The sequence below is a fragment of the Microbacterium sp. SD291 genome (assembly GCF_017355365.1).
Classification (GTDB): Bacteria; Actinomycetota; Actinomycetes; order Actinomycetales; family Microbacteriaceae; genus Microbacterium.
On the sequence record NZ_JADIJR010000026.1, the window covers coordinates 18,576 to 40,968 of the forward strand.

At 68.7% G+C, this 22,393-nt stretch carries 17 protein-coding genes, 1 tRNA gene and 2 pseudogenes; 5 read left to right on the forward strand and 15 right to left on the reverse strand.

The features are described from left to right. Positions 1 to 9: 9 nt before the first annotated feature. From IPV10_RS13245 to IPV10_RS13270, 6 genes are all read right to left on the reverse strand, one after another. Positions 10 to 2,640, reverse strand: a complete 2,631-nt coding sequence (locus IPV10_RS13245; protein WP_207484606.1) for an AMP-binding protein — start codon at positions 2,638 to 2,640, stop codon at positions 10 to 12. Between the two features lie 115 nt (positions 2,641 to 2,755). After that, complete coding sequence (locus IPV10_RS13250; protein ID WP_207484607.1) at positions 2,756 to 3,853, reverse strand: glycoside hydrolase family 172 protein; 1,098 nt, start codon at positions 3,851 to 3,853, stop codon at positions 2,756 to 2,758. A 41-nt stretch (positions 3,854 to 3,894) separates the two neighbouring features. Beyond that, the gene (locus IPV10_RS13255) at positions 3,895 to 4,791 is read right to left on the reverse strand and encodes a carbohydrate ABC transporter permease (RefSeq protein ID WP_307861134.1); all 897 of its coding nucleotides are present in this window, start codon (positions 4,789 to 4,791) and stop codon (positions 3,895 to 3,897) included. After that, positions 4,788 to 5,714 carry a carbohydrate ABC transporter permease gene (locus tag IPV10_RS13260; protein ID WP_207484609.1) on the reverse strand — a complete coding sequence of 309 codons (927 nt, stop codon included), beginning with the start codon at positions 5,712 to 5,714 and terminating at the stop codon, positions 4,788 to 4,790. The genes IPV10_RS13255 and IPV10_RS13260 overlap by 4 nt, the downstream gene beginning before the upstream one ends. 70 nt (positions 5,715 to 5,784) lie before the next feature. Then, a complete protein-coding gene (locus tag IPV10_RS13265) occupies positions 5,785 to 7,107 on the reverse strand; it encodes an ABC transporter substrate-binding protein (protein ID WP_207484611.1) in 1,323 nt (440 codons plus the stop codon). A gap of 110 nt (positions 7,108 to 7,217) precedes the next feature. Then, positions 7,218 to 8,243, reverse strand: coding sequence for a LacI family DNA-binding transcriptional regulator (locus IPV10_RS13270; RefSeq protein ID WP_207484612.1), 1,026 nt, complete (start codon positions 8,241 to 8,243; stop codon positions 7,218 to 7,220). Between the two features lie 165 nt (positions 8,244 to 8,408). Between IPV10_RS13270 and IPV10_RS13275 the strand changes: the two are divergent. Further along, a pseudogene (locus IPV10_RS13275) lies at positions 8,409 to 8,690 on the forward strand (bifunctional rhamnulose-1-phosphate aldolase/short-chain dehydrogenase); the annotation flags it as partial. A gap of 154 nt (positions 8,691 to 8,844) precedes the next feature. Then, positions 8,845 to 9,075, forward strand: a pseudogene (locus tag IPV10_RS13280) (FGGY-family carbohydrate kinase); the annotation flags it as partial. A 143-nt stretch (positions 9,076 to 9,218) separates the two neighbouring features. Here the strand turns inward: IPV10_RS13280 and IPV10_RS13285 are convergent. Next, complete coding sequence (locus tag IPV10_RS13285) at positions 9,219 to 11,507, reverse strand: glycoside hydrolase family 3 C-terminal domain-containing protein (RefSeq protein WP_207484614.1); 2,289 nt, start codon at positions 11,505 to 11,507, stop codon at positions 9,219 to 9,221. A gap of 95 nt (positions 11,508 to 11,602) precedes the next feature. On the opposite strand from IPV10_RS13285, the gene IPV10_RS13290 reads away from it, so the two are divergent. Next, the gene (locus IPV10_RS13290) at positions 11,603 to 12,166 is read left to right on the forward strand and encodes a TetR/AcrR family transcriptional regulator (protein WP_207484615.1); all 564 of its coding nucleotides are present in this window, start codon (positions 11,603 to 11,605) and stop codon (positions 12,164 to 12,166) included. A 23-nt stretch (positions 12,167 to 12,189) separates the two neighbouring features. Here the strand turns inward: IPV10_RS13290 and IPV10_RS13295 are convergent, their stop codons facing one another. From IPV10_RS13295 to serS, 4 genes are all read right to left on the reverse strand, one after another. Further along, complete coding sequence (locus IPV10_RS13295) at positions 12,190 to 13,425, reverse strand: LCP family protein (protein WP_207484617.1); 1,236 nt, start codon at positions 13,423 to 13,425, stop codon at positions 12,190 to 12,192. Positions 13,426 to 13,476: 51 nt separating this feature from the next. Continuing rightward, positions 13,477 to 13,561: transfer RNA gene (locus IPV10_RS13300), tRNA-Ser, on the reverse strand. 98 nt (positions 13,562 to 13,659) lie between these two features. Further along, positions 13,660 to 14,493 (reverse strand): HAD family hydrolase, encoded by an 834-nt coding sequence (locus tag IPV10_RS13305; protein ID WP_307861135.1) that lies wholly within the window; start codon positions 14,491 to 14,493, stop codon positions 13,660 to 13,662. Further along, a complete protein-coding gene (gene serS, locus IPV10_RS13310) occupies positions 14,490 to 15,773 on the reverse strand; it encodes a serine--tRNA ligase (RefSeq protein ID WP_207484619.1) in 1,284 nt (427 codons plus the stop codon). Before serS ends, IPV10_RS13305 begins: the two co-directional genes overlap by 4 nt. Before the next feature lie 57 nt (positions 15,774 to 15,830). On the opposite strand from serS, the gene IPV10_RS13315 reads away from it, so the two are divergent. Further along, positions 15,831 to 16,829, forward strand: coding sequence for a diacylglycerol kinase family protein (locus tag IPV10_RS13315; RefSeq protein ID WP_207484620.1), 999 nt, complete (start codon positions 15,831 to 15,833; stop codon positions 16,827 to 16,829). A 25-nt stretch (positions 16,830 to 16,854) separates the two neighbouring features. Here the strand turns inward: IPV10_RS13315 and IPV10_RS13320 are convergent, their stop codons facing one another. From IPV10_RS13320 to IPV10_RS13330, 3 genes are all read right to left on the reverse strand, one after another. Next, positions 16,855 to 17,586 (reverse strand): hypothetical protein, encoded by a 732-nt coding sequence (locus IPV10_RS13320; protein ID WP_207484622.1) that lies wholly within the window; start codon positions 17,584 to 17,586, stop codon positions 16,855 to 16,857. Between the two features lie 175 nt (positions 17,587 to 17,761). Beyond that, positions 17,762 to 19,222: a cardiolipin synthase gene (gene cls / locus IPV10_RS13325; protein ID WP_207484623.1), complete on the reverse strand. Its 1,461-nt coding sequence runs from the start codon at positions 19,220 to 19,222 to the stop codon at positions 17,762 to 17,764. 99 nt (positions 19,223 to 19,321) lie between these two features. Next, entirely contained in the window at positions 19,322 to 19,495 is a 174-nt protein-coding gene (locus IPV10_RS13330) for a hypothetical protein (RefSeq protein ID WP_207484625.1), read from the reverse strand. A gap of 110 nt (positions 19,496 to 19,605) precedes the next feature. On the opposite strand from IPV10_RS13330, the gene IPV10_RS13335 reads away from it, so the two are divergent. Further along, a complete protein-coding gene (locus tag IPV10_RS13335) occupies positions 19,606 to 20,736 on the forward strand; it encodes a DUF4192 family protein (protein WP_207484626.1) in 1,131 nt (376 codons plus the stop codon). On the opposite strand, the gene lysS is transcribed toward IPV10_RS13335, so the two are convergent. Beyond that, positions 20,729 to 22,255, reverse strand: coding sequence for a lysine--tRNA ligase (gene lysS, locus IPV10_RS13340; protein WP_207484628.1), 1,527 nt, complete (start codon positions 22,253 to 22,255; stop codon positions 20,729 to 20,731). The two genes, IPV10_RS13335 and lysS, sit on opposite strands and share 8 nt — an antisense overlap. Between the last annotated feature and the right edge of the window lie 138 nt (positions 22,256 to 22,393).

Here is a 22,393-nt window from a genome sequence, read left to right on the forward strand (position 1 = left end):
CGCCCGATGTCAGGCGACGGCGACCCGGCCCGACCGCAGTCGGGCAAGGCGGCTGCTCGCGAACGCGTGCACGCGCCAGGCGGCGATGCCCACGGCGAGCGAGAGGAGCGTGCCGAGCCACGGTGCGCTCTGCTCGAACGGCGGGTACACCTGCCAGTGCGTGAGGTAGATGAACATCGACGCGCCGGCCAGGGTGGCGATCGCCGGCACGAACAGTCGCGGCATCCGGATGGTCGGCAGCCAGATCAGGAGCAGGATGCCGGCGGCGACGATGCCCTCGCGCAGCGGGTCGCCGAAGAACCCGAACGCGCTGGCGACGGCGATCGCAGAGACCAGCCACCGGCGGGCCGTGGTGTCCGCACGGGCGACGAGCCAGCCCAGCGCGATCAGCCACACCACGACAGGAGCGGCGTACCGCTCCACGTGCTCGGCGTGCAGGCCGGACAGCGCGAAGCGCACGGCGAGCGCGATCGCGAGCCCCGCGAGCGCGAAGCCGAACGGCGCACGCCGCTCGAGCCGGTCTACGCACCGCACGGCGAACAGCGCCGCGAGCCCGAGCAGGCTCCAGATCGCCGCCTCCAGGAACCAGAACTGCCACTGCTCGTTCCACCGCCCGTCGCCGGGGACCAGGTTGTTCACGAGCAGGGCCGTCGTCGGGCTGTACTGGGCCGTGACGAGTGCGACCGCGCCGATCCAGAGCACCGCGGGCACCGCGATCTGCAGGGCGCTGCGGACGAGCCGCCGCACCCGCGTCGATCCGGGCACCGGGGCCAGCTGGAACCTCGCCAGGTTGTACCCGGCCACCGCGAGCAGCAGGTGGGCGCCGCCCTTCATCATGAACAGGTCGGCATGCGTGCCCACGATCAGTACGATCGCGATCGCGCGGAGCACGGCGGGGGTCTCCATGCGCACCAGGCGGCGGGTCGGCGGAGTCGGTCGGCCGGCCTTCCCGGCATCCGAGTTCCCCGACGGCGCGGCGGCGTCGCGGGAGGGAGTCGCCAGAGCCGCGAGCTCGCGCACCGTGAGTGTCGGCCAGTCGCGCGGGAGCGCGCCCAGCAGAGACTCGAGGCGCAGCGACACCTCGATGTAGCTGAGGGAGTCGCCGCCGAGTCCGGAGAACGAGTCGTCGAGCCCGACATCCGGGCGGGCGAGCAGAGTGACGAACAGCTCGCGCACCATGTCGGGCGTCGGCGCGTTCTGCGAGCGCCGTGCGGATGCCGTCGCAGACTCGGCCGCCGAGCGGTCCTGCAGCTCGGCGAACCGGACGAGGGCCGCGTTGTCGGGCTTCCCGCTTGAGGTTCGGGGGAACTCGCTCACGGCGTACGCGCCGATGACGTGGGCCGGGATTCCGAGCAGCGTGGCGGCGCGTTCACGGGCACGCTGCGCGGTGCGCTCCGAGGTGGCGAACAGCAGCAGCCGCTCGCCGGCGCTCCCGGCGCGCGCGTCGATGCCCTCCTCGGCGAGGAGCAGCTCGACGCGGTCGAGGTCGAGGCGGAGCCCGAAGACCTTCACGAACCGGTTCATCCGGCCGACGATCTCGTGGAGTCCGTCTTCACGGAGGCGCGCGACGTCGCCGGTGCGCAGCTCGTGCACAGTGCGGTCGAGCGCGAAGTCCTCCGGCGTCTCGGCGTAGCCGAGCATCACGTTGGGCCCTTCGTAGACCAGTTCGCCCGTGCTTCCGGGCGCAGCATCCGCTCCGTCTCCCGCGTCGATCCGGAACGAGCCGCCGGGGATGGGGATGCCGATCGCGCCGGCCGAGGTCACAGCGAGCTCGGGCGGGAGATAGGCCATGCGCGCGGTGGCCTCGGTCTGGCCGTACATGACGAAGAGGTCGAACCCGCGCTCCTCGCCGAGGCGGGCGATGCGCCGCACCGCCTCCGGCGCGAGCCGGCCGCCTGCCTGCGTGAGATAGCGGAGGCTCGGCAGATCGCGCCCGGCGAAGCCACCGGCCTCGAGCAGCTCGAACGTGTACGGGACTCCTGCGAACGACGTGATCCGGTGCGCGGCGGCCTCGGACCAGAACTGCTCGTCGGCGACGGAGCGATCGGTGAGCAGCAGGCTCGCACCGGCGAGCAGGTGGCTGTTCACGACCGAGAGCCCGTAGCAGTACTGCAGCGGGAGCGTGGTGGCGGCCCGGTCGGCCGGCCCGAGACGCAGGTACTCGGCGATGGCCGCGGCGTTGCTGCGCAGGTTCTCGCCGGACAGCCTGACCAGCTTCGGCGAACCGGTCGACCCCGAGGTGCTGGCGAGCATCGCGAGCTCGGGGTGGAACTCGTGCCGACCGCCGGACCGGCGCTCCTCGAGCGCCCAGTCGCCTGTCGCGTCGTGCGCGATGACATCGGGATCGAAGCGCGCGGCGAGCGATGCCCGGTGGGCGAGGCTCGCCTCGTCGTCGCCACCCGCGACGAGCAGCACCGGGTGTCCTCCCTCGAGTGCGGCGAGGTAGGTGACGATCGGCTCGAGCGCGTTGGCCGCCTCGATCATGACAAGCCGGCGAGTCTCGCCGAGGAACTCTGCGCGCTCGGCGACACGATCCGAGAGGTCGGCATAGGTGAGCGGGATGCCGTCGACGACGAGCGCGGTCGCGTCGGGGCGACCGCCGAGCAGGGAGAGACCACGGGTGAGCGGCTTCGGGAGCATGGCTGCTGATGCTTTCGGGGGTGAACAGCGCTTCGAGCAAAGCAAGGTAAGCATAACCTAAAGCGGATGCGGCTCCCTGAAGATGTCGGAGTGCTACCCCGGCTCGGACCGCCCCTCAGCGCGGAATGCGCTCACGAGCCGACGGCAAGTCGGGGAACCGACCGCCGAGCTCTGTCTGGTACCAGTAGGCGGTCGTCGCGATGTCATCGGTGCGTTCGAAGAGCCCGTGGTCCCAAGTGCCGATCTGCTGCACCGTGACCTTGAGCCGCTCGTGGAAGTAGATCGGGTCGGGCAGGTGCCAGCGGTACACCGCGTGCATCGGAAGCATGGGCGTCCAGAACTCGGAGGCCTTCGTCTCGTCTTTCCCGCTCGCGAACGGGTACCCGAAGTACGGCGCGCTGAACCTGATCGGCTGCGGCTCCGGCTCGGCGCGCAGAGCATCCTGGAACGCCCACGCCCCGCCCGCATAGTCCTCCAGGCCGGTGCTGCACAGGGTCGGCAGGTCGCTGTCATCGTCCACGAAGAATTTCACCTCGCCCTCACCCCACCAGTAGCGCTGGAGCGAGGCGAGGGCCACGTACGTTCCGATGTAGGTTCCGGTGCCTTCGACGCCGTCGAGGATCACGTGGTCCTCGCCGAGAGCGGTGGTCCCGTTGCTCCGTCTCCACTGGGCGTGGAAGTATCCGGGCCAGTCGTCGAAGTCGTCTCCGGTCGTGTAATCGATCTGGAAGAAGACGTGCCCGATCGCGGCGCCATGCTCGCTCGCGATCTCGATGCGCGCTCCGGTCCGGAACGGCATCGGGAAGTAGGAATTCATGCCGCCGGTCGGCGCGACCACGATCGGCTCCGAGGTCACGAGCGCACGCTGCCCGAACCCGTTGCAGAAGAAGTCGCCGAGTGGCACCTCCACCTGCGGATGCGGGGCACCGTCCCAGTACGCCCGGAGTACGAGGTCGCGGAGCACGAAGGGCCCTGCCGCGGTGCGATCGGTCACGGTCATCCAGATGTGCCGGATGACACCAGGACCGTCGATGTCGGCCAGCGTCAGCGTCGCCCCGGCCGGGAGCTCGTACCACGCGCTGCCCTTGCGTCCGGGGCCGAGGTTCGAGCTCGCGGAGCCCGCTGCGCCGGCCTGGCCCCTCGGGTTCTCGGCGTTGATCGCGCGGCTGCGCAGCTTCCCGTCATTGCGCAGACGGTTCCATTGCGTGAGCATTCTCTCTCTTTTCTCTGTGGTTCTGAAAGGGTGGATCGCGGTCATTTCACCGCGCCGGCGGAGACGCCGCGGCTGATGGTCCGCTGGAAGAGGAAGAAGAAGACGACCGTCGGCAGCAGCGACAGGAGCGACCCGGCGTTGATCACGGTGATGTCGATCGAATGCTGCCCGCGCAGGGTGGACAGGGCGATCGGAACGGTCTGCGAGGCGGGATCGGACAGCAGGATCAGGGGGATGTAGAACTCGTTCCAGCTCCAGATGAAGATGAAGACGACAAGCACCGAGAGGGTCGGCCGCACGATCGGGAAGACGACCTGCCACAGGATCCGCCAGCGCCCCGCGCCGTCGATCGCCGCGGCCTCCAGCAGCGCCCTCGGGAACGTCGACATGACGCTGGACAGGATGTACGTGCCGAATGCCGCGTACAGCAGGGTGAACACGATGACGATCGACCAGATCGTGTTGAGCGTCTTCGTCGCCTGAGCGCCGTAGAACAGCGGGTAGATGAGAGCCTCATGTGGGATCATCGTCGCGATCAGGAGGATGGCGGTGATGGCGGTGTTCGCCCTGATCCGGCCGATCCCGATCGCGTACGAGGCCAGCAGGGCGAGGCCGGTGCCGGCGAAGGCGATCACCGCCGAACTGAGGATCGAGTTCCACAGCGCCCGCGGGAAGTCGACGCGCTGCAGATAGCTGGCGAAGGCGTCGAACGTGAACGTCGTGGGCCAGGCGAGCGGGCCATGCGTGGAGTAGTCGGCACCGGTCTTGAACGCGTTGAGCGCGAGCAGCAGGAACGGCGACGCCATCGCAACCGCGACCGCGATCGCGAGACCCAGCATCAGCCAGTTCATCGGCGTGCGCCGGACGCGCCTGCTCTCGGCATCAGGCATGCGGGAGCTCGTGCCTGCGGAGGTGATGACAGCGCGGGTGGTGCTCACGATCGGCCCTCATTCCGGTTATCGCGGTGCTGCCACCACAGCATCACCGCAGCGACGATGAAGATCACGACCGACATCACGGTGGCGATCGCCGAGCCGTACCCCACACGGGACAGCTCGAAGAAGTTCCGGTAGGCGTAGTACGACGGGACGATCGTGGACTCCTCCGGACCGCCGCCTGTCAGGATCAGGACGGGGGCGAAGACCTTGAGCGCCGCGATCGTCGCGGTCAGCACGACGACGAAGATCTCCGGACGGATCTGCGGGACCGTGATGGCCTCGAAGCGCCGCCACCAGCCGGCTCCATCGAGCTCGGCCGCCTCGTAGAGCTCAGGATCGACGCGTTGCAGCGCAGACATGAAGATCACCACCGGGTAGCCGATCTGCAACCAGATGAGCATGAGCATGACGCCGAAGATCGCCAGGCGGGAGTCGCCCAGCCAGTCGGGCAGGCTCGAGGTCCCGACCGACTTGAGGAACAGGTTGATGGAGCCGTTCTGGGTGTCGAGGATCCAGGCCCACAGAAAGCCCGCGACCGCGATGGGCAGCACCTGCGGCAGGTAGTACGTCGCGCGCAGCACGGAGATGACGTTGTCGCCGAACCTGCGGCCGAGGTAGTCGAACAGCAGGGCGGCGAGCAGGATCCCGATGATGGTCGGGACGACGGTGATCGCCACGATCATCGCTAAGGTGTTCTGGAACGAGCGCCAGAAGGAGTCGTCCGTGAAGAGGTCCGTGTAGTTCTCGAGCCCTGCCCAGCGCATCGGAGCGAGGCCGCCTTTCCAATGGAACAGGCTCGTGTAGATGTTCATCGCGAACGGAACGGCGACGACGGCGAGAAAGCCGCCTGCCAGCGGGAGCAGATAGAGCCAGTACGTGCCGCGCCGCTCCAGTGCACGGCGTCTGACGGATGTCGTCGACATCGAGGTCTCCTTCGGAATGGGTCTCAGCGAGTGTGCGGGGCCGCCGTTCATCCGGCGGCCCCACGGGCGATCAGCCTGCGAGCGCGGCTTCGCGGCCCTCGTCGTAGAACTTCTGCAGGTCTTCCGTGTACTCGTCGGCGGTCTCATTGCCATTCGCCGTCGCCTGCATGTGCGACTGGATGAAATCGAGGAAGCCGGGTACCGGGTAGTCCGGGTAGAACGCCAGCGTGTCCGCCTCGACGAGCTCGTTGAACCGCTCGGTGTACTCGCGGGTCAGTTCGTCCTCGATGCTCGATGCATCGCCGGCGAGGGGAAGACCGCCGAGCTGGCCGATCTTGTTCTGGACCTCTTCGCTGAGGGTGATGTCGATCCAGTCGTAGGCCAGCTCCTTGTTCTTCGCGTTCGCGGGAACGCCCCACAGGTGGCCGCTGGAACCCATCTGCATGTGCGCGCCCGGCAGGGTGAAGTAGTCCCACTCGAAGGTCGCCTGCTCGCGGATACGGAAGAACTCACCCTGGTTCCAGATCAGCATCGCCTTCTCCCCGCTGAGGAAGTTGACGGTCGCCTGCTCGAAGTTCAGGCCGCCGAGCTGCTCGCCGACATAGCCCTTGTCGATCCATTGCTGGAAGCGGTCGGCGCCGGTCTTCCAGGGCGCCTTCGAGAAGTCGACCGGCTCGCGCAGGAACATGAAGTCGTCGATGGCGGTGCGATCGGCCTCGGCGGCGACCAGGGAGTACCAGATCCACATCTGGTTGAAGCCCTGACTGGTGGATGCCGATGACGAGATCGGTGTGACGCCGGCGGCGAGGAGCTTGTCCATCGCCGCCTCGAACTCATCGAGATTCGTCGGCTCCGCAGTGATTCCCGCCTGTGCGAAGAGGTCCTTGTTGTAGTAGAACATCACGTACTCGCCGATGTTGGGGACCCCGTACCAGTCGCCCGAGCCGGCGAGTCCTTTCTCGTCGTACTGGGCGAAGGCCTGCATCGAGCCCTTCACCTTCTCGTCCCAGCCGTACTTCTCGACCTGCTCGGTGAGCGGGCTGAGCAACCCCTGCCCGGCGAGCTGGCCGCCGTCGGCGTTGCCCTTGTTGAACTCGATCACGTCGGGGACGTCGTCGCCGGTGAGAGTGATCTTCGCGTTCTGCCGCATCGCGTCGAAGCTCGTGGTCTGGAAGTCGACCTTCACATCGGGATGCTTCTTCTTGAAGATCTCCAGCGCGAGCTGCCAGCCCTGCCCTTGGGCCGTCTCGGGGTTCTCGTACTGCAGGATCGTGAAGGTGTCGCCGCCTGCCGCGTCGTCAGACGAGCCGCAGGCGACGAGGGATGTCGCTGCGACGGCAGCTGCTGCGATGCCGACTGCGACCCGCAGCGCCGTGCGCGTGATGGTTGCCATGCTTTCCTCCGTTGGTGGATTGGTGGATGGGTGGAGCGGTGGGGTGGCGTGCCGGGGCGCGCCGGATACCGGTGACACGGGTGCGTCTCCGGGAGTCGGGAAGGGTGAGGTCAGTGGGCCGGCGGGCCGACAGACGCTCGCTCTACGAGCGGACACGGAATACGGACGGATACCGGTGGGCCAGAGGCGTCACCGTGGATGCGGTCGATCGCGCGCTGCGCCGCCCAGGCGCCCATGGCACGATGCGGGAGCCGCACGGTCGTCAGCCCCGGCCGCATGGCGTCGGCGATGAACTCCTGGTCGTCGAAGCCGATGATCGACAGGTCCTCAGGTATGCGCAGGCCGAGGTCGGCGCACACCTGGTACGCCGCGAACGCGATCTGGTCCGAGAAGCAGAACAGCGCGGTCGGACGGCCGGATGACGCGAGCCACTCCCGCAGCGGCTCGACCGCATGGGAGGTGCTCGGGTCCGGAAGCGCGAGGACGAGCTTCGGATCGAGGTCGATTCCTTGCTCCGCCAGCGCTGACTCGTATCCGTCCCACCTCAGGCGCGAGGCGATGAAACGGTCACCCCCGACAGTGCAGAAGCCGATGCGGCGGTGTCCGGCGGCGATCAGCCGGCTGACGGCGGCGTGTGCTCCCCCCGCTTCGTCAGGCACCACACTGTCCGCCGCCTGCGGATCATCGGGGATGCCGTCGAGCACCACGACAGGGATCGTCGGCGGAACAGGTGGCAGCTCGACTACCCGATGATATTCCGCGGCCAGGATCATAGCCTCGATGTCACGCTGCAGCAGTGATTTCGATGACTGGGCGATCAGTTCGGGACGGTTGGTCGTGTCGATGATCATCGCGAGGTAGCCGGCATCCCAGGCGGCCGTCTGCACGCCCTCGAGCATCCTTCCCGCGAAGGGGATGCTCGCCACGCCGTCTGACAGCAGCCCGATCGTGTGCGTGCGCTTGGTTCTCAGCCCGCGGGCGAGCACGTTCGGGATGTAGCCCATCTCTGCCGCGGTCGTGCGGATGCGCTCGGCCGTCGCTGCATTCACCCGTCCCGCGTGACGATCGTTGAGGACCAGCGAGACCGCGGACGCGGATACGCCCACCGCAGCGGCGAGGTCCTTCAGAGTGATCACGGACGGCTCCTTCGACATCAATCGTTTGACGCTCGGGTTCTGAAGTCGCGTCAATCGTTTGATGCGACCGTACGGACGTCAAACGCGTTGACGCAAAGCGTTGTTACATGAACGTGATCAAGGCGCCGTCTCGTCCCGGCCTTGCACAATCAGGAGCCACCCCTACTCGGCGAGTTCGGCATCCGCGTCAACGGCATCAACCCCGACGGCGTCGTCCGCGGCTCTGGCATCTTCGCCTCCGGCTCGGGAGCGAACCGGGCCGCGACCTACGGCGTCGCCGAAGAGGACCTCGGCCAGTACTACGCGAACCGCACGATTCTCAAGCGCGAGGTCGTGCCCGAGAACGCGGCGGATGCCGTGTACGTGCTGACCGGTCCCGAGCTCAGTCGCACCACCGGCATGCACATCCCGGTCGATTCCGGCGTCGCCGCCGCATTTCTCCTATGACCCCCCTCCCCACCCGGTCGTTGAGCGAGCGAAGCGAGACGAAACGCTCCTCTCGTCCGCATGACCAGAGTTCACGATGACCGCCGTCGCAGCCGTCGACCTCGGGGCGACCAGCGGCCGTGTCATGATCGGTCGTGTCGGTGAGGACTCACTCGAGCTCGACCGCATCCACCTGGTCGGCGGCGGCTCGCTCAACCGCCTGCTCTGCCAGGCGACGGCGGATCGTTCGGGACTCCCCGTGCTGGCGGGGCCGGTCGAGGCGACCGCGCTCGGCAACGTGCTCGTGCAGGCGCGTGCGCTCGGCGCGGCCCCGGCGACGCTCGAGGGGCTGCGCGCCCTGGTCGCCCGCACGCACGCACCTCTGCGCTTCGACCCGCAGCGCTGAGACCGCCGGCAGCCGGCGCATCCGTCGGCCCGGAATCACGATTGTCGGTCGAGAAATCGTTCTCTCGACCGACATTCCGTGATCTCCGCCGACAGAGCCGTGGCGAAGGCACGCTTACGCGCATCGGCGCCGCCCACCGCCGATCACGCCGGAACCGCGACGCCCTCGTTCGCCGCGGCCAGCAGCTGCTCGACCTGCTCGTAGGTCACGTCGATGCCGGGGAATCCGATGAGGCGTCCGATCGGGAACGACGCCATCATCTTCTCCATCGCGTCGTCGTTCGGCATCATCGAAGCCGCCGACGAGTCGGTGGCGTTCAGCTCGCCCAGGAATCCGCCGAGCGCACCCATCACGATCGGACCCGCGACCGGGTGCGCGACGACGTCGCCGACCGAGGAGTCCATCGTGAGCGGCAGGCTGATCGCGTCGCCCTCGACCGGCACGACGACGGCCGAGCGGATGTCGCGGCTCGATGCCGCCACCTCGACCGTGTAGTCGCCGCCCTCGACGACGAACCGGTCGACGCGGATGTCCCAGTAGGCGAGGTCCTCTCGGCGCACGGTGAGCCCGACAGTGCGGGTCTCCCCCGCGGCGAGCGCCACGGACGAGAACGCCTTCAGCTCGCGCGGCGCGCGCTGCGCGATCGAGCGGACGGGCGCGAGGTACACCTGCACGACCTCGCGGCCGTCACGGTCGCCGGTGTTGGTCACGTCGACCTGCACTGCGATGTCGCCGGCCTCGGTCACCGACGCGGTGGCCGTCCCGTACGAGAACGTCGTGTACGACAGCCCGTGCCCGAACGGGTAGGTCACCTCGAGCCCCTTGGCGTCGTACCAGCGGTACCCGACGAGCAGCCCCTCGCCGTAGCGGACGTGCCCGAACTCGCCGGGGAAGTTGCCGTACGAGGGGTTGTCCTCGAGGCGCACTGGGATGGTCTCGGTGAGCTTGCCCGACGGGTTGACCTCGCCGTACAGCACGTCCGCTACAGCGCTGCCGCCTGCCTGGCCGAGCAGCCAGCTCTCCACGATCGCGGGGACGCGCTCGTGGAAGGGCAGCGCGACCACGCCGCCGTTCGAGAGCACGACGACGGTGTGCGGGTTCGCCTCGAGCACGGCGTCGAGCACGGCGAGCTGAACGGAGGGCAGGTCGATGTGATCGCGGTCGAAGCCCTCAGACTCCTCCGCGGCCGGCAGCCCGAGGAAGACGACAGCGACGTCGGCGGCGCACGCCGTCTCGACGGCCTCCGCCTGCAGCTCCTCGGCGGTGCGACCGGATGCCGCGACCGCGCCGCCCGCGATGGCGAAGCCGGGGGCGTAGGCGACCCGGTCGCCGCCGACCTCACGGAGGGCTTCGAGCGCGGCATCCACGCGGGTGGGGTTGATCAGGGAGGATCCCGCGCCCTGGAATCGTGGCTCGGCGGCGAACGCCCCGATCACTGCGACGGTCCGGTCCGCCGAGAGCGGCAGCAGCGCGCCGTCGTTCTTCAGTAGCACGATCGAGCGGCCTGCGGCCTCGCGGGCCAGCGCGTGGTGGGCGTCGACGTCGAGCGGGCCGTCCGCGGCCGGACGCGACGCCGCCCTGTGCACGAGGTCGATCGCGCGGGACGCCGCGGTGTCGAGCACGCCCTCGTCCAGTTCGCCGGCGCGCACGGCGGCGACGAGCTGAGCATCCGTCCGCCCGCCCGACGCCGGCATCTCCAGGTCGAGACCCGCGGCGATGCCGGTCACGCGGTCGTTCACGGCCCCCCAGTCCGAGACGACGAGGCCGTCGAAGCCCCACTCGTCGCGCAGCACCCGGGTGAGCAGCCACGGGTCCTCCGAGGTCCACACGCCGTTGAGCCGGTTGTACGAGCACATGACGGTCCACGGCGCGGCATCCTTCACCACCCGTTCGAAGCCGCGCAGGTAGATCTCCCGCAGCGGCCGGGGATCGATGTCGGAGCTCGCGCGCATCCGGTCGAACTCCTGGTTGTTCGCGGCGAAGTGCTTGAGCGAGGTGCCGACTCCCTGCGACTGGACGCCGCGCACGGACGCGGCGCCGAGGAGGCCGGAGACGATCGGATCCTCGGAGAAGTACTCGAAGTTGCGCCCGCACAGCGGGGAGCGCTTGATGTTGATGCCGGGGCCGAGCACGACCGCGACGTCCTCGATCGCGGCCTCGACGCCGATCGCCGCGCCGACCTGCTCGATGAGCTCGGGGTCCCAGGAGGAGCCGATGCCCACCGCCGGCGGGAAGCACGTCGCGGGCACGCTGCTCGCGAGGCCGAGGTGATCGGTGCCGCCGGCCTGCTTGCGAAGGCCGTGCGGCCCATCGGTCATCATGATCGACCGGATGCCGGCGCGTTCGACGGCCTTGGTCGTCCAGAAGTCCGCGCCGCTCGTGAGCGATGCCTTCTCCTCGAGGGTGAGGTCTGATGCCGAGATCTCGGTCATGTGGGTTCCTTTCGCGGGCGACGGCGATGTCCTGCGAAAACTATATGCCGGTAAGTATTAGATTTCAAACGTTGTTCAGGATTACGCTCGAAGACATGGCAAGACGGGGTTCATATGCGAAGGGCGTCGCCAGGCGCGAGGAGATCCTCGAGAGCGCGCTCGACGTCATCGGCCGCAAGGGCTACCAGAACGCCTCCCTCAAGGAGATCGCCGAGGTGGTCGGCGTGACCCCCGCCGCGCTCCTGCACTACTTCGGCACGAAGGAGGAGCTGTTCACCGCCGTGCTGCGAAAGCGCGACGAGAGGGACGAGCTCGACCACGGGGCCATCGGTGCGAAGGACGCCCGCGCCGGCCTCATCGAGGTGATCAGGCACAACACCGAGGTGCCAGGTCTCGTGCAACTGTTCTCCCGGCTCGCGGTGGACGCCGCGGACCCCGAGCATCCGGCGCACGAGTACTTCCTCGAGCGCAGCGCGCAGATGCGGGAGGTGGTCGCGAAGAACCTCGGCGACGACTCAGGACCTCTCGATGCCGACACCACGGCGCGGGTCGTGCAGGCCGTCACAGACGGCCTGCAGCTGCAGTGGATGATCGACCCCACCGTCGACATGGCCGGCATCGTCGAGAAGCTGATCGACGCGCTGCATCCGCGACACTGAGCCGCCCCGACCGTCGGGGAGGGTCAGCGGATGTTGCCGTTGGAGCAGGTCTGCTGCGCGGCGGAGTTGCCCTTGATCGAGTCGGGCAGCGCCACGACGTTCTCGGGTGTGGCCGTCGGGTCCGGAGTCGCCACAGTGCCGGGCGCGGGATCCTGCACGACGACGCCGTCGGTCTCGGTGTTCTCGTGCGTCACCTGCAGCTGCGCGTTCTGGTTGATCGCGTCCCACATCGCGGTGGCGGCCTCACGGTTCGGCACCACCTTGTTCTCGTTCTCCGGATCGGTGAGCGACGGGTACTGCAGGAACACGATGTCCTCGAACGGCACCGACTTCACGGCCAGGGCGATCTGCACGATCGTCATCGGGTTGTTGGCGAGCGAGGTGCTGGTCTCCATGTTCTGCAGACCCGTGTTCGCGAGCTTCAGCATGACCGGCACGTTGCCGAGCGTCTCGCCGCTGATCATCTTGCGCACCAGGCTCGACATGTACTGCTGCTGGTTGCCGATGCGGCCGAGGTCGCTGCCGTCGCCGACACCGTGCCGCGTGCGCAGGAACTGGAGCGCCTCGATGCCCTGCACCGTGTGCGTCCCTGCCGCCATGTCGAGGCTGGTGTACTTGTCCTTGATCGGGGTCGCGAGGCACACGTCGACGCCGCCGATCGCGTTGGTGATCTCGATCACGCCGCCGAAGGTGACGGATGCCGCGAACTGGACCTCCTGCCCGGTGAGTTCGGAGATCGTCTTGACGACGCAGTTGAGGCCGCCGTCGGTGTACGCGACGTTGATCGATTGCTTGCTCATCGCCGAGTGGACGTCGCCCTCCGCGTCCTCGCACTCCGGGATCGGCACCTGCAGGTCGCGCGGGAAGCTGACGACCGTGATGCGCCGCGGCTCCTCGGAGACGTGGACGAGAAGGTTGACGTCGTTGAGCGTGCCCTCGGAGTCCGGACCGGTGCAGCGGGCTCCGAAGTACTGCTTGTACGCGTCCTCGCAGGTGTCGACGCCGGTGAGGACGAGGTTGAAGCCGCCCTCGAACTCGCCGATGTCCGGCGGCAGGTCCTCGGTGCCGTCGAGCTCCACCGCGTTCGCGGTCACGGTGCTGGAGAGGTCGTAGAGCACGTAGGCCGCGACGCCGACCCCACTGACGAGCACGACGGCCAGGCCGATCGCGATGAACTTCAGCAGCTGGCTGATCGGGGTGGGAGTGCGCAGCTGACCGTGACGTGCGATGGTGCGACGACGTCGGGGGTTCTGACTCACTCGGGGCCCTTCAGGTCTGCGGCGGGTGCGGGGACACCGCACTCCATGATGCGGAGGGTAAGGGATTCGAACCCTTGAGACATCTCTGCCCACTGGTTTTCAAGACCAGCTCCATCGGCCGCTCGGACAACCCTCCCGACAGACGCATCTGCCGACAAGCCGTGAGTCTAGCCGAGTTCCATTCTCCCGCGCTGACCTGAGCGGGACCTGGACCCGATAGCCTCAGGCCGTGAGTCAGTCGGTCAGTGCCGGCGTGGGGACCGTGGCAAGAACGGTGGCCAGGCCGCCGTCCTCGACAGGGCCGGTGATCTCCCCCGCGGCATCCTTCACCTCGTCGGGCGCCTGACCCATCGCGACGGCGCGCCCTCCGAGCCCGCGCGCCCAGCCGAACATCCCGATGTCGTTGCGGCCGTCGCCGGCGACCAGCACCCGCTCCTCGCCGAAGCCGAGCTCGACACGCACCTGCTCGAGCGCGGTGCCCTTGTCGACGCCCTGCGGCGCGATGTCCAGCCAGGCGGTCCAGCCGATGGCATAGGAGACCTCGTTGAGGCCGGCATCCGCCACCAGCTTGTGGAAGTCGTCCTCATCGTGACCGGGCGAGACCACGACGATGCGCGAGACCGGGAGCGCGCTGAGCTCGTCGAAGTCGACCTGCCGACCGCCGTCGAGCGTCCAGTCGTCGAGCTGCTGGGTGTACAGCCGCTGACCGGAGGCGAGCTCCACCATGTACCTCGCGTCGGGCAGGCGCTCGCGCAGCAGCTCGAGCACGGGAGAGGGATCGAAGGTTTCGACGTTCCAGCGCTCCCATCCGTCGTCCATCCGGCGCATCGTCACGGCGCCGTTCGAGCACACCACATACTGGGCGATCAGGCCGAGCTCCTCGACGTACCGCCTGGTCGCCATCCAGCTTCGGCCGGTCGCGATCGTCACCTCGTGCCCGGCGTCACGCACGCGCGCGACGGCCTCGGGCACGCCGGGGCTCATGGTCTCGTCCTGCAGCAGGATGGTGCCGTCGACATCGAGCCCGATGAGCCACTGGGTCCCTGAGTCGATCGAAGGCGCCGTCACGCCTGCGGCTCCAGCACTTCGAGTCCGCCGAGGTAGGGCCGGAGCACCTCGGGCACGCGCACGGAGCCGTCCGGCTGCTGGTGGGTCTCGAGCAGAGCGACGATCCAGCGGGTGGTGGCCAGCGTGCCGTTCAGGGTCGCGACGTGCTGGGTCTTCGCGGTCTGGCCGTCCACCGCCTCCGGCCGGTGCCGGATGTCGAGCCGCCGCGCCTGGAACGTCGTGCAGTTAGACGTCGACGTCAGCTCTCGGAACGCGCTCTGCGTCGGGACCCAGGCCTCGATGTCGTACTTGCGCGCGGCGCTCGAGCCGAGGTCGCCCGCGGCCACATCGATCACGCGGTACGCGAGGCCGAGGGAGGTGAGCATCTCCTCCTGCAGGGCGACGAGACGAAGGTGCTCGGCCTCGGCATCCTCCGGCGTCGTGTAGACGAACATCTCCAGCTTGTTGAACTGATGCACGCGGATGATGCCGCGGGTGTCCTTGCCGTACGAGCCGGCCTCGCGGCGATAGCAGGTCGACCAGCCGGCGTAGCGCAGGGCGCCGTCGGACAGATCGACGATCTCGTCCTTGTGATAGCCGGCGAGCGCGACCTCGCTGGTTCCGACGAGATAGAGGTCGTCGTCCTTGTCGAGGTGGTAGACCTCGTCGGCGTGCTCACCGAGGAAGCCGGTGCCCTGCATGATCTCGGGCCGGACGAGCGTCGGCGTGATCAGCGGGATGAAGTCGTTCTGCAGCGCCTTGTCGAGCGCGAGGTTCATCAGCGCGATCTCGAGACGCGCGCCGATGCCGCGGAGGAAGTAGAACCGCGCCCCGGAGACCTTGGCGCCGCGCTCCATGTCGATCGCGCCGAGGATCTCACCGAGCTCCAGATGATCGCGCGGCTCGAAGTCGAAGGCCGGCACCTCGCCGACGCGGCGGAGCTCGACGAAATCGGCCTCGCCGCCGGCCGGAACGCCGTCGATCACGACGTTCTCGATCTTCGCGAGCGCGGCGGATGCCGCATCCGCCGCCTCGTGCGCGGCCTGCTGCGCCTGCTTGACGCGGTCGGAGAGGTCCTTGGCCTGCGCCACGAGCGCCGCCTTCTCGTCCTTGGGCGCCTTGGCGACCTGCTTGCCGAACGCGTTCTGCTCGGCGCGCAGCTCCTCGAAGGCGGCGAGCGCCGCGCGGCGCGATCGATCGGCCTCGACCGCCACGTCCACGGAGAGCTGGTCGTGGCCGCGGGCCGCCTGGGAGCGGCGGACGATCTCGGGGTGGTCGCGGAGAAGAGCGAGGTCGATCATCCATCGATTCTACGAGGTTCGCCTGAGGCGCCCGGATGCCGGGATTAGAGTAGCGCCATGACGACGCGCCCCTCCGCCACGCGACAGGCGGCGCTCATCTACAACCCGATCAAGGTGAACGAGAAGCAGCTGCGGGCCACGGTGCGCGCCCTCTCGAAGGATGCGGGGTGGGAGTATCCGGCGTTCTATCCGACCACGCTCGACGACGCGGGCCAGCAGGCGACAGCGGATGCTCTCGCCAGAGGAGTCGACGTCGTGCTGGTCGCAGGCGGCGACGGCACCGTGCGAGCGGTGTCGGAGGCCATCGCGAACACCGGGGTCCCGCTCGCGATCCTGCCGAGCGGCACCGGCAACCTGCTCGCGCGGAACCTCGGGCTTCCTCTCGGGGACCCGGCCGAGATGGTGCGCGCGGCGCTGGGCGACTTCCGGCATCCGATCGACATCGGCTGGGCGCACGTGACCCGCGCCGACGGGACGAAGGCGGAGCACGCGTTCGTGGTGCTCGCCGGCATCGGCCTCGACGCCGACATGATCGCGAACACGCGAGCGGACCTGAAGAGGTCTGTCGGCTGGATCGCCTACGTCGACGGCGCCGCCCGCTCGCTCGCGACGGCCGAGCCGTTCAGGGCGGTCTTCCAGATCGACGACGGGCGGCTGCACACCACGAAGGTGCAGAGCATCCTGTTCGCCAACTGCGGCACGCTGCCGGCCGGCATCGCGCTGATCCCGGAGGCCTCGATCGACGACGGCGTGCTCGACATCGCGGTGATCCAGCCCACCGGCGCCTTCGGCTGGCTGGGCGTCTGGCGCAAGATCTGGTGGGACAACTCGGTGCTCCGGCGCTCCCGCGCCGGTCGCCGGGTCCTCGAGCGCCGCGGCAAGGACGCCTCGGTGCACTACTTCCACGGCGGGGCGGCGGAGGCCGCTGCGGCCAAGCCGGTTCCGATCGAGCTCGACGGCGACGAGTTCGGGGCGGCGGTGCAGATCAGCTGCCGAATCGACCCCGGCGCACTACTGCTGGCGCTGCCGGCAGGGCACCCGGTCGCGAACCTCTGACTCGACTGCTCTCGTCGCCGGGAACTCAGCCGCGAACCGCCACCGTCCCGTCGAGACCGTCGCCGACCAGGGTCAGCGTGAAGTCGTCGTCCTCGACCTGGTCATCGCCGAACGCGATCACAGTGGCGCGCGGGGCCATGTCCATGGTGCACATCCGCGTCTCGTCGGTGACGAACGTGACCGTCCCGGCGTTCCCGGCGCCGTCGACCGACTCGATCACGGGCGGGCATCCCGACGATCCCCAGGTCAGCAGGACGAGCGTCCCGTCGCCGATCCACCCGGCGGAGGGCGCGTAGTCGGTCGAAGACCCCGGGGTCCCGGCGAACGCGGCATCCCCGTCGAGATCCACGTCGTCCGAGATGTCCCCGTACTTGACCTGAAGCGTGATCTCCTTCGTCGGGTCGACGCCCTCCGGCAGCGCGCCGATGCTCGCGCGCGGGGCGAGGTCCATCGTGCAGACGTCCTGGCCCTCCGGGTCGACGACGCTCACCCGCACGGTCTGCCCCTCGGCCGACGCCTCCTCGAGCTGCGGCACGCACGTCGACGAGCCCCAGGTGACGACGGCGAACATGCGTCCGTCTTCGAGCAGGGCGCCCTCGATGTCCTGCGCGTCATCGTCGCCGTCCGATGTCGGCGCATCCGAAGGCGTCGCCGAGCTCGTCGGGCTGTCGGTTCCGGGGGTCGTCGTGCAGCCCGCGATCAGGAGAGCGGCGGCGAGCGCGGAGAGTGCGGCGACGAGGCGAGTCGGGGAGGTCATGCTGCCACGCTACCTGCGGGCGGCCGACATTTCCGGCGTGAACCGACATTCACAGCGTGAACCCACCGGTCGCGCGTGAGACACCGTGCGGCGCATGGCGGCTCACGCAGAAAGTGTCGGTTGACGCGGCATCCGCCTTGCCGCGCAGCATCCTCCGCGCCGAACGGCCGAGCAACTACTGCAGCGCCGAGGTGAGCCGGGCGAGGTTGTCGAGGATGGTCGATCGCAGCGGCTGCTGCAGCCACTCCTCCAGCGTGAGCTCGCGGCTGAGCTCCCGGTATTCGTCCTCCACGACGCGCATCTCGCGGACGAACTCCTCGCCGCGCACGAGCATCGACACCTCGAGATTGAGACCGAAGGAGCGCATGTCCATGTTGCTGGAGCCGATCACGGCGACATCGTCGTCGATCGTCAGGCTCTTGGTGTGCAGGATGTACGGCTTGCGGTACATCCAGATGCGGATGCCGGCGCGCAGCAGCGCCTCGTAGTAGCTGCGCTGCGCGTGGTAGACCATCGCCTGGTCGCCCTCTTCCGAGACGAACAGCTCGACCTCGACCCCGCGGTCGACCGCCGCGGTCACTGCCAGCAGCAGCGCCTCGTCCGGGACGAAGTACGGGCTGACGATCATGATCTTCTTCTTGGCCGCGTAGAGCAGGCCGAGGAACAGCCGGAGGTTGTTCTCCAGCTCGAAGCCCGGCCCGGACGGCACCACCTGGCAGTCGAGGTCGCCCGAGCCGACCTGCGCATGGGTGATGTCGATCTCAGACAGCACCTCATCCGTCTCGCTGTACCAGTCGGCGAGGAAGATCGCGTTCACGCTCAGCACGACCGGTCCGTCGAAGCGCGCCATCAGATCGACCCAGTGCAGACCTCGCCTGATGTTCTTCGAGAGGTTGTACGTCGAGTCGGTGATGTTCTGCGATCCGACGAACGCCACGTCGCCGTCGACCACGAGGAGCTTCCGGTGATTGCGCAGATCGGGACGCTGCATCCGCCCCTTGAACGGCTGCACCGGCAGCATCGGGTGCCAGTCTGCGCCCATCGCGTTCAGTCTCCGGATGGTCTGCCGGTAGCGCGGCTTCCAGCGGTTGGCCCAGTGGTCCATCAGCACCCGCACCTCGACGCCCCGCTCCGCCACCTCTTCCAGCGCGCGGAAGAAGTTGTCGGTGGCGGCATCCGCCTGCAGGATGTAGAACTCGACGTGCACGTAGTCGGTGGCCTGCCGGATCGCGTCCGCCATCTCGTCGAGGGAGCGCTGATATCCGGAGATGAGGTGCGCGCCGTTGTCTCCCGAGATCGGCAGCGCGCCGAGCCGCTGGTTCATCTCGACGAGCGGCGGGAACCACTTCGGCGCCTCCGGCCGCAGCGTGCCGAAGTGCAGATGCTCGCTCGTCTCGGCGATGTAGGCGTTGATCTGGTCCTGCTTGCGGCGGCGTGCGCGCGGCAGCCGCGGATTCCCGATCAGCAGGAACAGCAGGACCCCGACGAACGGGATGAAGAAGATGGCGAGCAGCCAGGCCATCGCCGCCGTGGGGCGCCGATTGCGCGGAACGATGATGACGGCCGTGATGCGGATGGCGATGTCGAGGACGAGAAGGAACGCCGCGACCCACCATCCCCAGGCGTCAGGCGTCATCCGGGTCCTCTCGGCGAGTCGGCGCGGCGACAGCCGCCGCCGGAGCGCGCACCGCTGAGGGTGCGCTGGCTACACAGTAACCGATGCTGCGGACGTCGCTCAGGAGCGCGGCGGCAGGCCGCGAGCCGCCCGCTCCTCCGCCTCGATCTTCGCGTGCACCTTGCGCTCGGTGCGGTCGAAGCGCAGGATGCCGCGGAGCACGAAGAAGAAGACCAGGCTCACGCCGATGGTCGGCAGGATCGACCATGCCGCTGCGAGCCAGAAGTTCTCCATGCCTCCATGGTACGCGCCCACTCTCCCTGCACATCCCGGGATTCCCGGGAATCGGGCTCCGTCGCTGTGGAATCGCGCCACCGGCGGCGCCGTTCTCGCACACTCGCGGAATGACAACACTCCTCCGAGCCTCCGACTCCGCTGAGTTCCTCAGCATCGTTCCCGCCCTGGCCGGCTTCACGCCGCGACAGAGCGTCGTGCTGCTCCCGTTCCAGGGAAAACGCACCTACGGCGCGATGCGCCTCGACCTCCCGCAGGCGGAGGTCGACATCGAGGAGTACGCGGATGCCGCGGTCGGCCTCATCGCCCGCGTCGAGGGGACGGATGCCGTGGCCCTCGTGCTGTACACGGACGACCCGCCGCAGCCGACCCGAGACGGACTCGTGCTCCCGTTCGCCGTCGAGGTCGACGAGCTTCTCGGCTGCGCCGACGAGGCAGGGCTCCGCATCGTCGACGCGCTCTGCGTGACCCCCGCCGGCTGGTCGAGCTACCTCGACGACGAACCCGAGCTCAGCCCGCTCGCGGATGTCGGCGAGGTGCCCGTCGTCCCGGGTGTCGGCGATGTGTCGGGCGACCAGCTGGCCGGCACCGAGCTTCCGCATGCGGACCTGGCCGAGAAGGAACGGGTGGGCCGGGCGCTCCTCGAGCTCGCCGAGCTGCTGGAGCACGACGAGAACGGGCGGCTGACCGGCCGGGAGAACCCGCAGGCGATCGCCGCGCTCGTGATGCTGGAGGACATCCCGGCCTTCCTCGAGTCGGTGCTGGAGCGACCGGCGGACCTGCCCGTCTTCGCGACCGCGGCGCTGCTGTGGTGCATGGACAGGCCGCTGCTCCGGGACGTCGCCCTCACCCAGTGGGCGACCGATCTCGCCGGAGGCCTGCGCACTCTCGACGCGCAGCTCGCCTTCTCCGAGACCGGAACGATGATCCCCGACGAGCTCGGCAGCGTTTTCCTCGGCAAGGGTGCCGCCCCGGATCCTGACCGGCTCCGGCTTGCGCTCGCCGTGGTCCGCCTCGCGGCCGCGAAGGCACCGCGGATGTCGCGCAGAGGCCCGCTGACCGCCGCGGCCTGGCTGTCGTGGGCGCTCGGACGCGCCACGCACGCCGGGCACTATCTCGAGCTCGTTCGGGAGATCGATCCGCAGTACGGCCTGGCGGCGCTCCTGGAGACGATGATCGGCGCCGCGATGCTTCCGGAGTGGGCGTTCCGGCGGGGCCGGACCGACTCCGCCGCTACTTGACCAGCGGGAAGAGGATCGTCTCGCGGATGCCGAGGCCGGTGATGGCCATCAGCAGGCGGTCGATGCCCATGCCCATGCCGCCGGACGGCGGCATGCCGTGCTCGAGCGCCCGCAGGAACTCCTGGTCGACCGGCATCGCCTCGACGTCACCGCGGGCGGCGAGCTTCGCCTGCTCCTCGAAACGCTCACGCTGGATGACCGGGTCGACGAGCTCGGAGTACCCGGTGGCCAGCTCGAAGCCGCGGATGTACAGGTCCCACTTCTCCACGACACCCTCGATCGAGCGGTGCTCGCGCACCAGGGGCGAGGTGTCGACCGGGAAATCCATCACGAAGGTCGGGCGCACCAGGTCGCCCTTCACGAAGTGCTCCCAGAGCTCTTCGACCAGCTTGCCGTGGGTCGCCTGTGCCGGGAGGTCGACGTCGTTCTGCTCGGCGAAGGCGATCAGGTCCTCCACCGCATCCTGCGGCGTGACGGTGCGTCCGGATGCTGCGGAGAGCGACTCGTACATCGAGATGCGGTCCCACTCGCCCCCGAGATCGTACTCGGTGCCGTCGGCCCAGGTCACGGTGGTGGAGCCCGCGACGGCGATCGCGGCCTGCTGGACGAGCTCCTGAGTGAGCGCCGCCATCTGGTTGTAGTCGCCGTAGGCCTGGTATGCCTCGAGCATCGCGAATTCGGGGCTGTGCGTCGAGTCGGCGCCCTCGTTGCGGAAGTTGCGGTTGATCTCGTACACGCGCTCGATGCCGCCGACGACGGCGCGCTTCAGGTAGAGCTCGGGCGCGATGCGCAGGAACAGCTCGGTGTCGAACGCGTTCGAGTGCGTGACGAACGGACGAGCGGATGCTCCGCCGTGCTGCACCTGCAGCATCGGCGTCTCCACCTCGAGGTAGTCGTGGCTGCCGAAGGTGGCTCGCAGGCTCGCGTTCACGGCGGCACGGGCACGCACGGTGCTGCGCGCCTGCTCGCGGACGATCAGGTCGAGGTAGCGGCTGCGGACCCGGCCCTCCTCGCTGAGCTCGGAGTAGGCGTTCGGCAGCGGCAGGATCGCCTTCGACGCGATCTCCCAGCCGTCCGCCATGATCGACAGCTCGCCGCGGCGACTGGAGATCACTTCGCCGTGCACGAAGACGTGGTCGCCGAGGTCGACGTACTCCTTCCAGTCCGCGAGCGACTCATCCCCCACGTTCGCGAGGGAGATCATCGCCTGGATGCGCGATCCGTCGCCGGCCTGGAGCGTCGCGAAGCAGAGCTTGCCGGTGTTGCGGCTGAACACGATACGTCCTGCGACGCCGACGACGACGCCGGTCTCGGCGCCCGCATCGAGCTCGCCGTACTCGGCGCGCAGCGCCGGGATCGAGTGCGTCACGGGCACGCCGACGGGGAATGCCCCGCCTCCGGCATCCGCGCGCTTCGCGATCAGGCGCTCGCGCTTCGCGAGACGCACGGCCTTCTGCTCGTGGACGTCCTCTTCAGTGGCGTCGATGGTCGTCTCGGGCGCGGCAGACGCGTCAGTCATTCTGGGCTCCTTGGAAAGTCGCTCCCAGTTTACCGAGGTGGAGTCCCCGGCCTTCGCGGCGGATGCTCGATGTAGCCCGAGCGCCCTCATCCACCTCCCATCGCGTACCCGAAATCGCCGCTTCGACGCACCTACGCG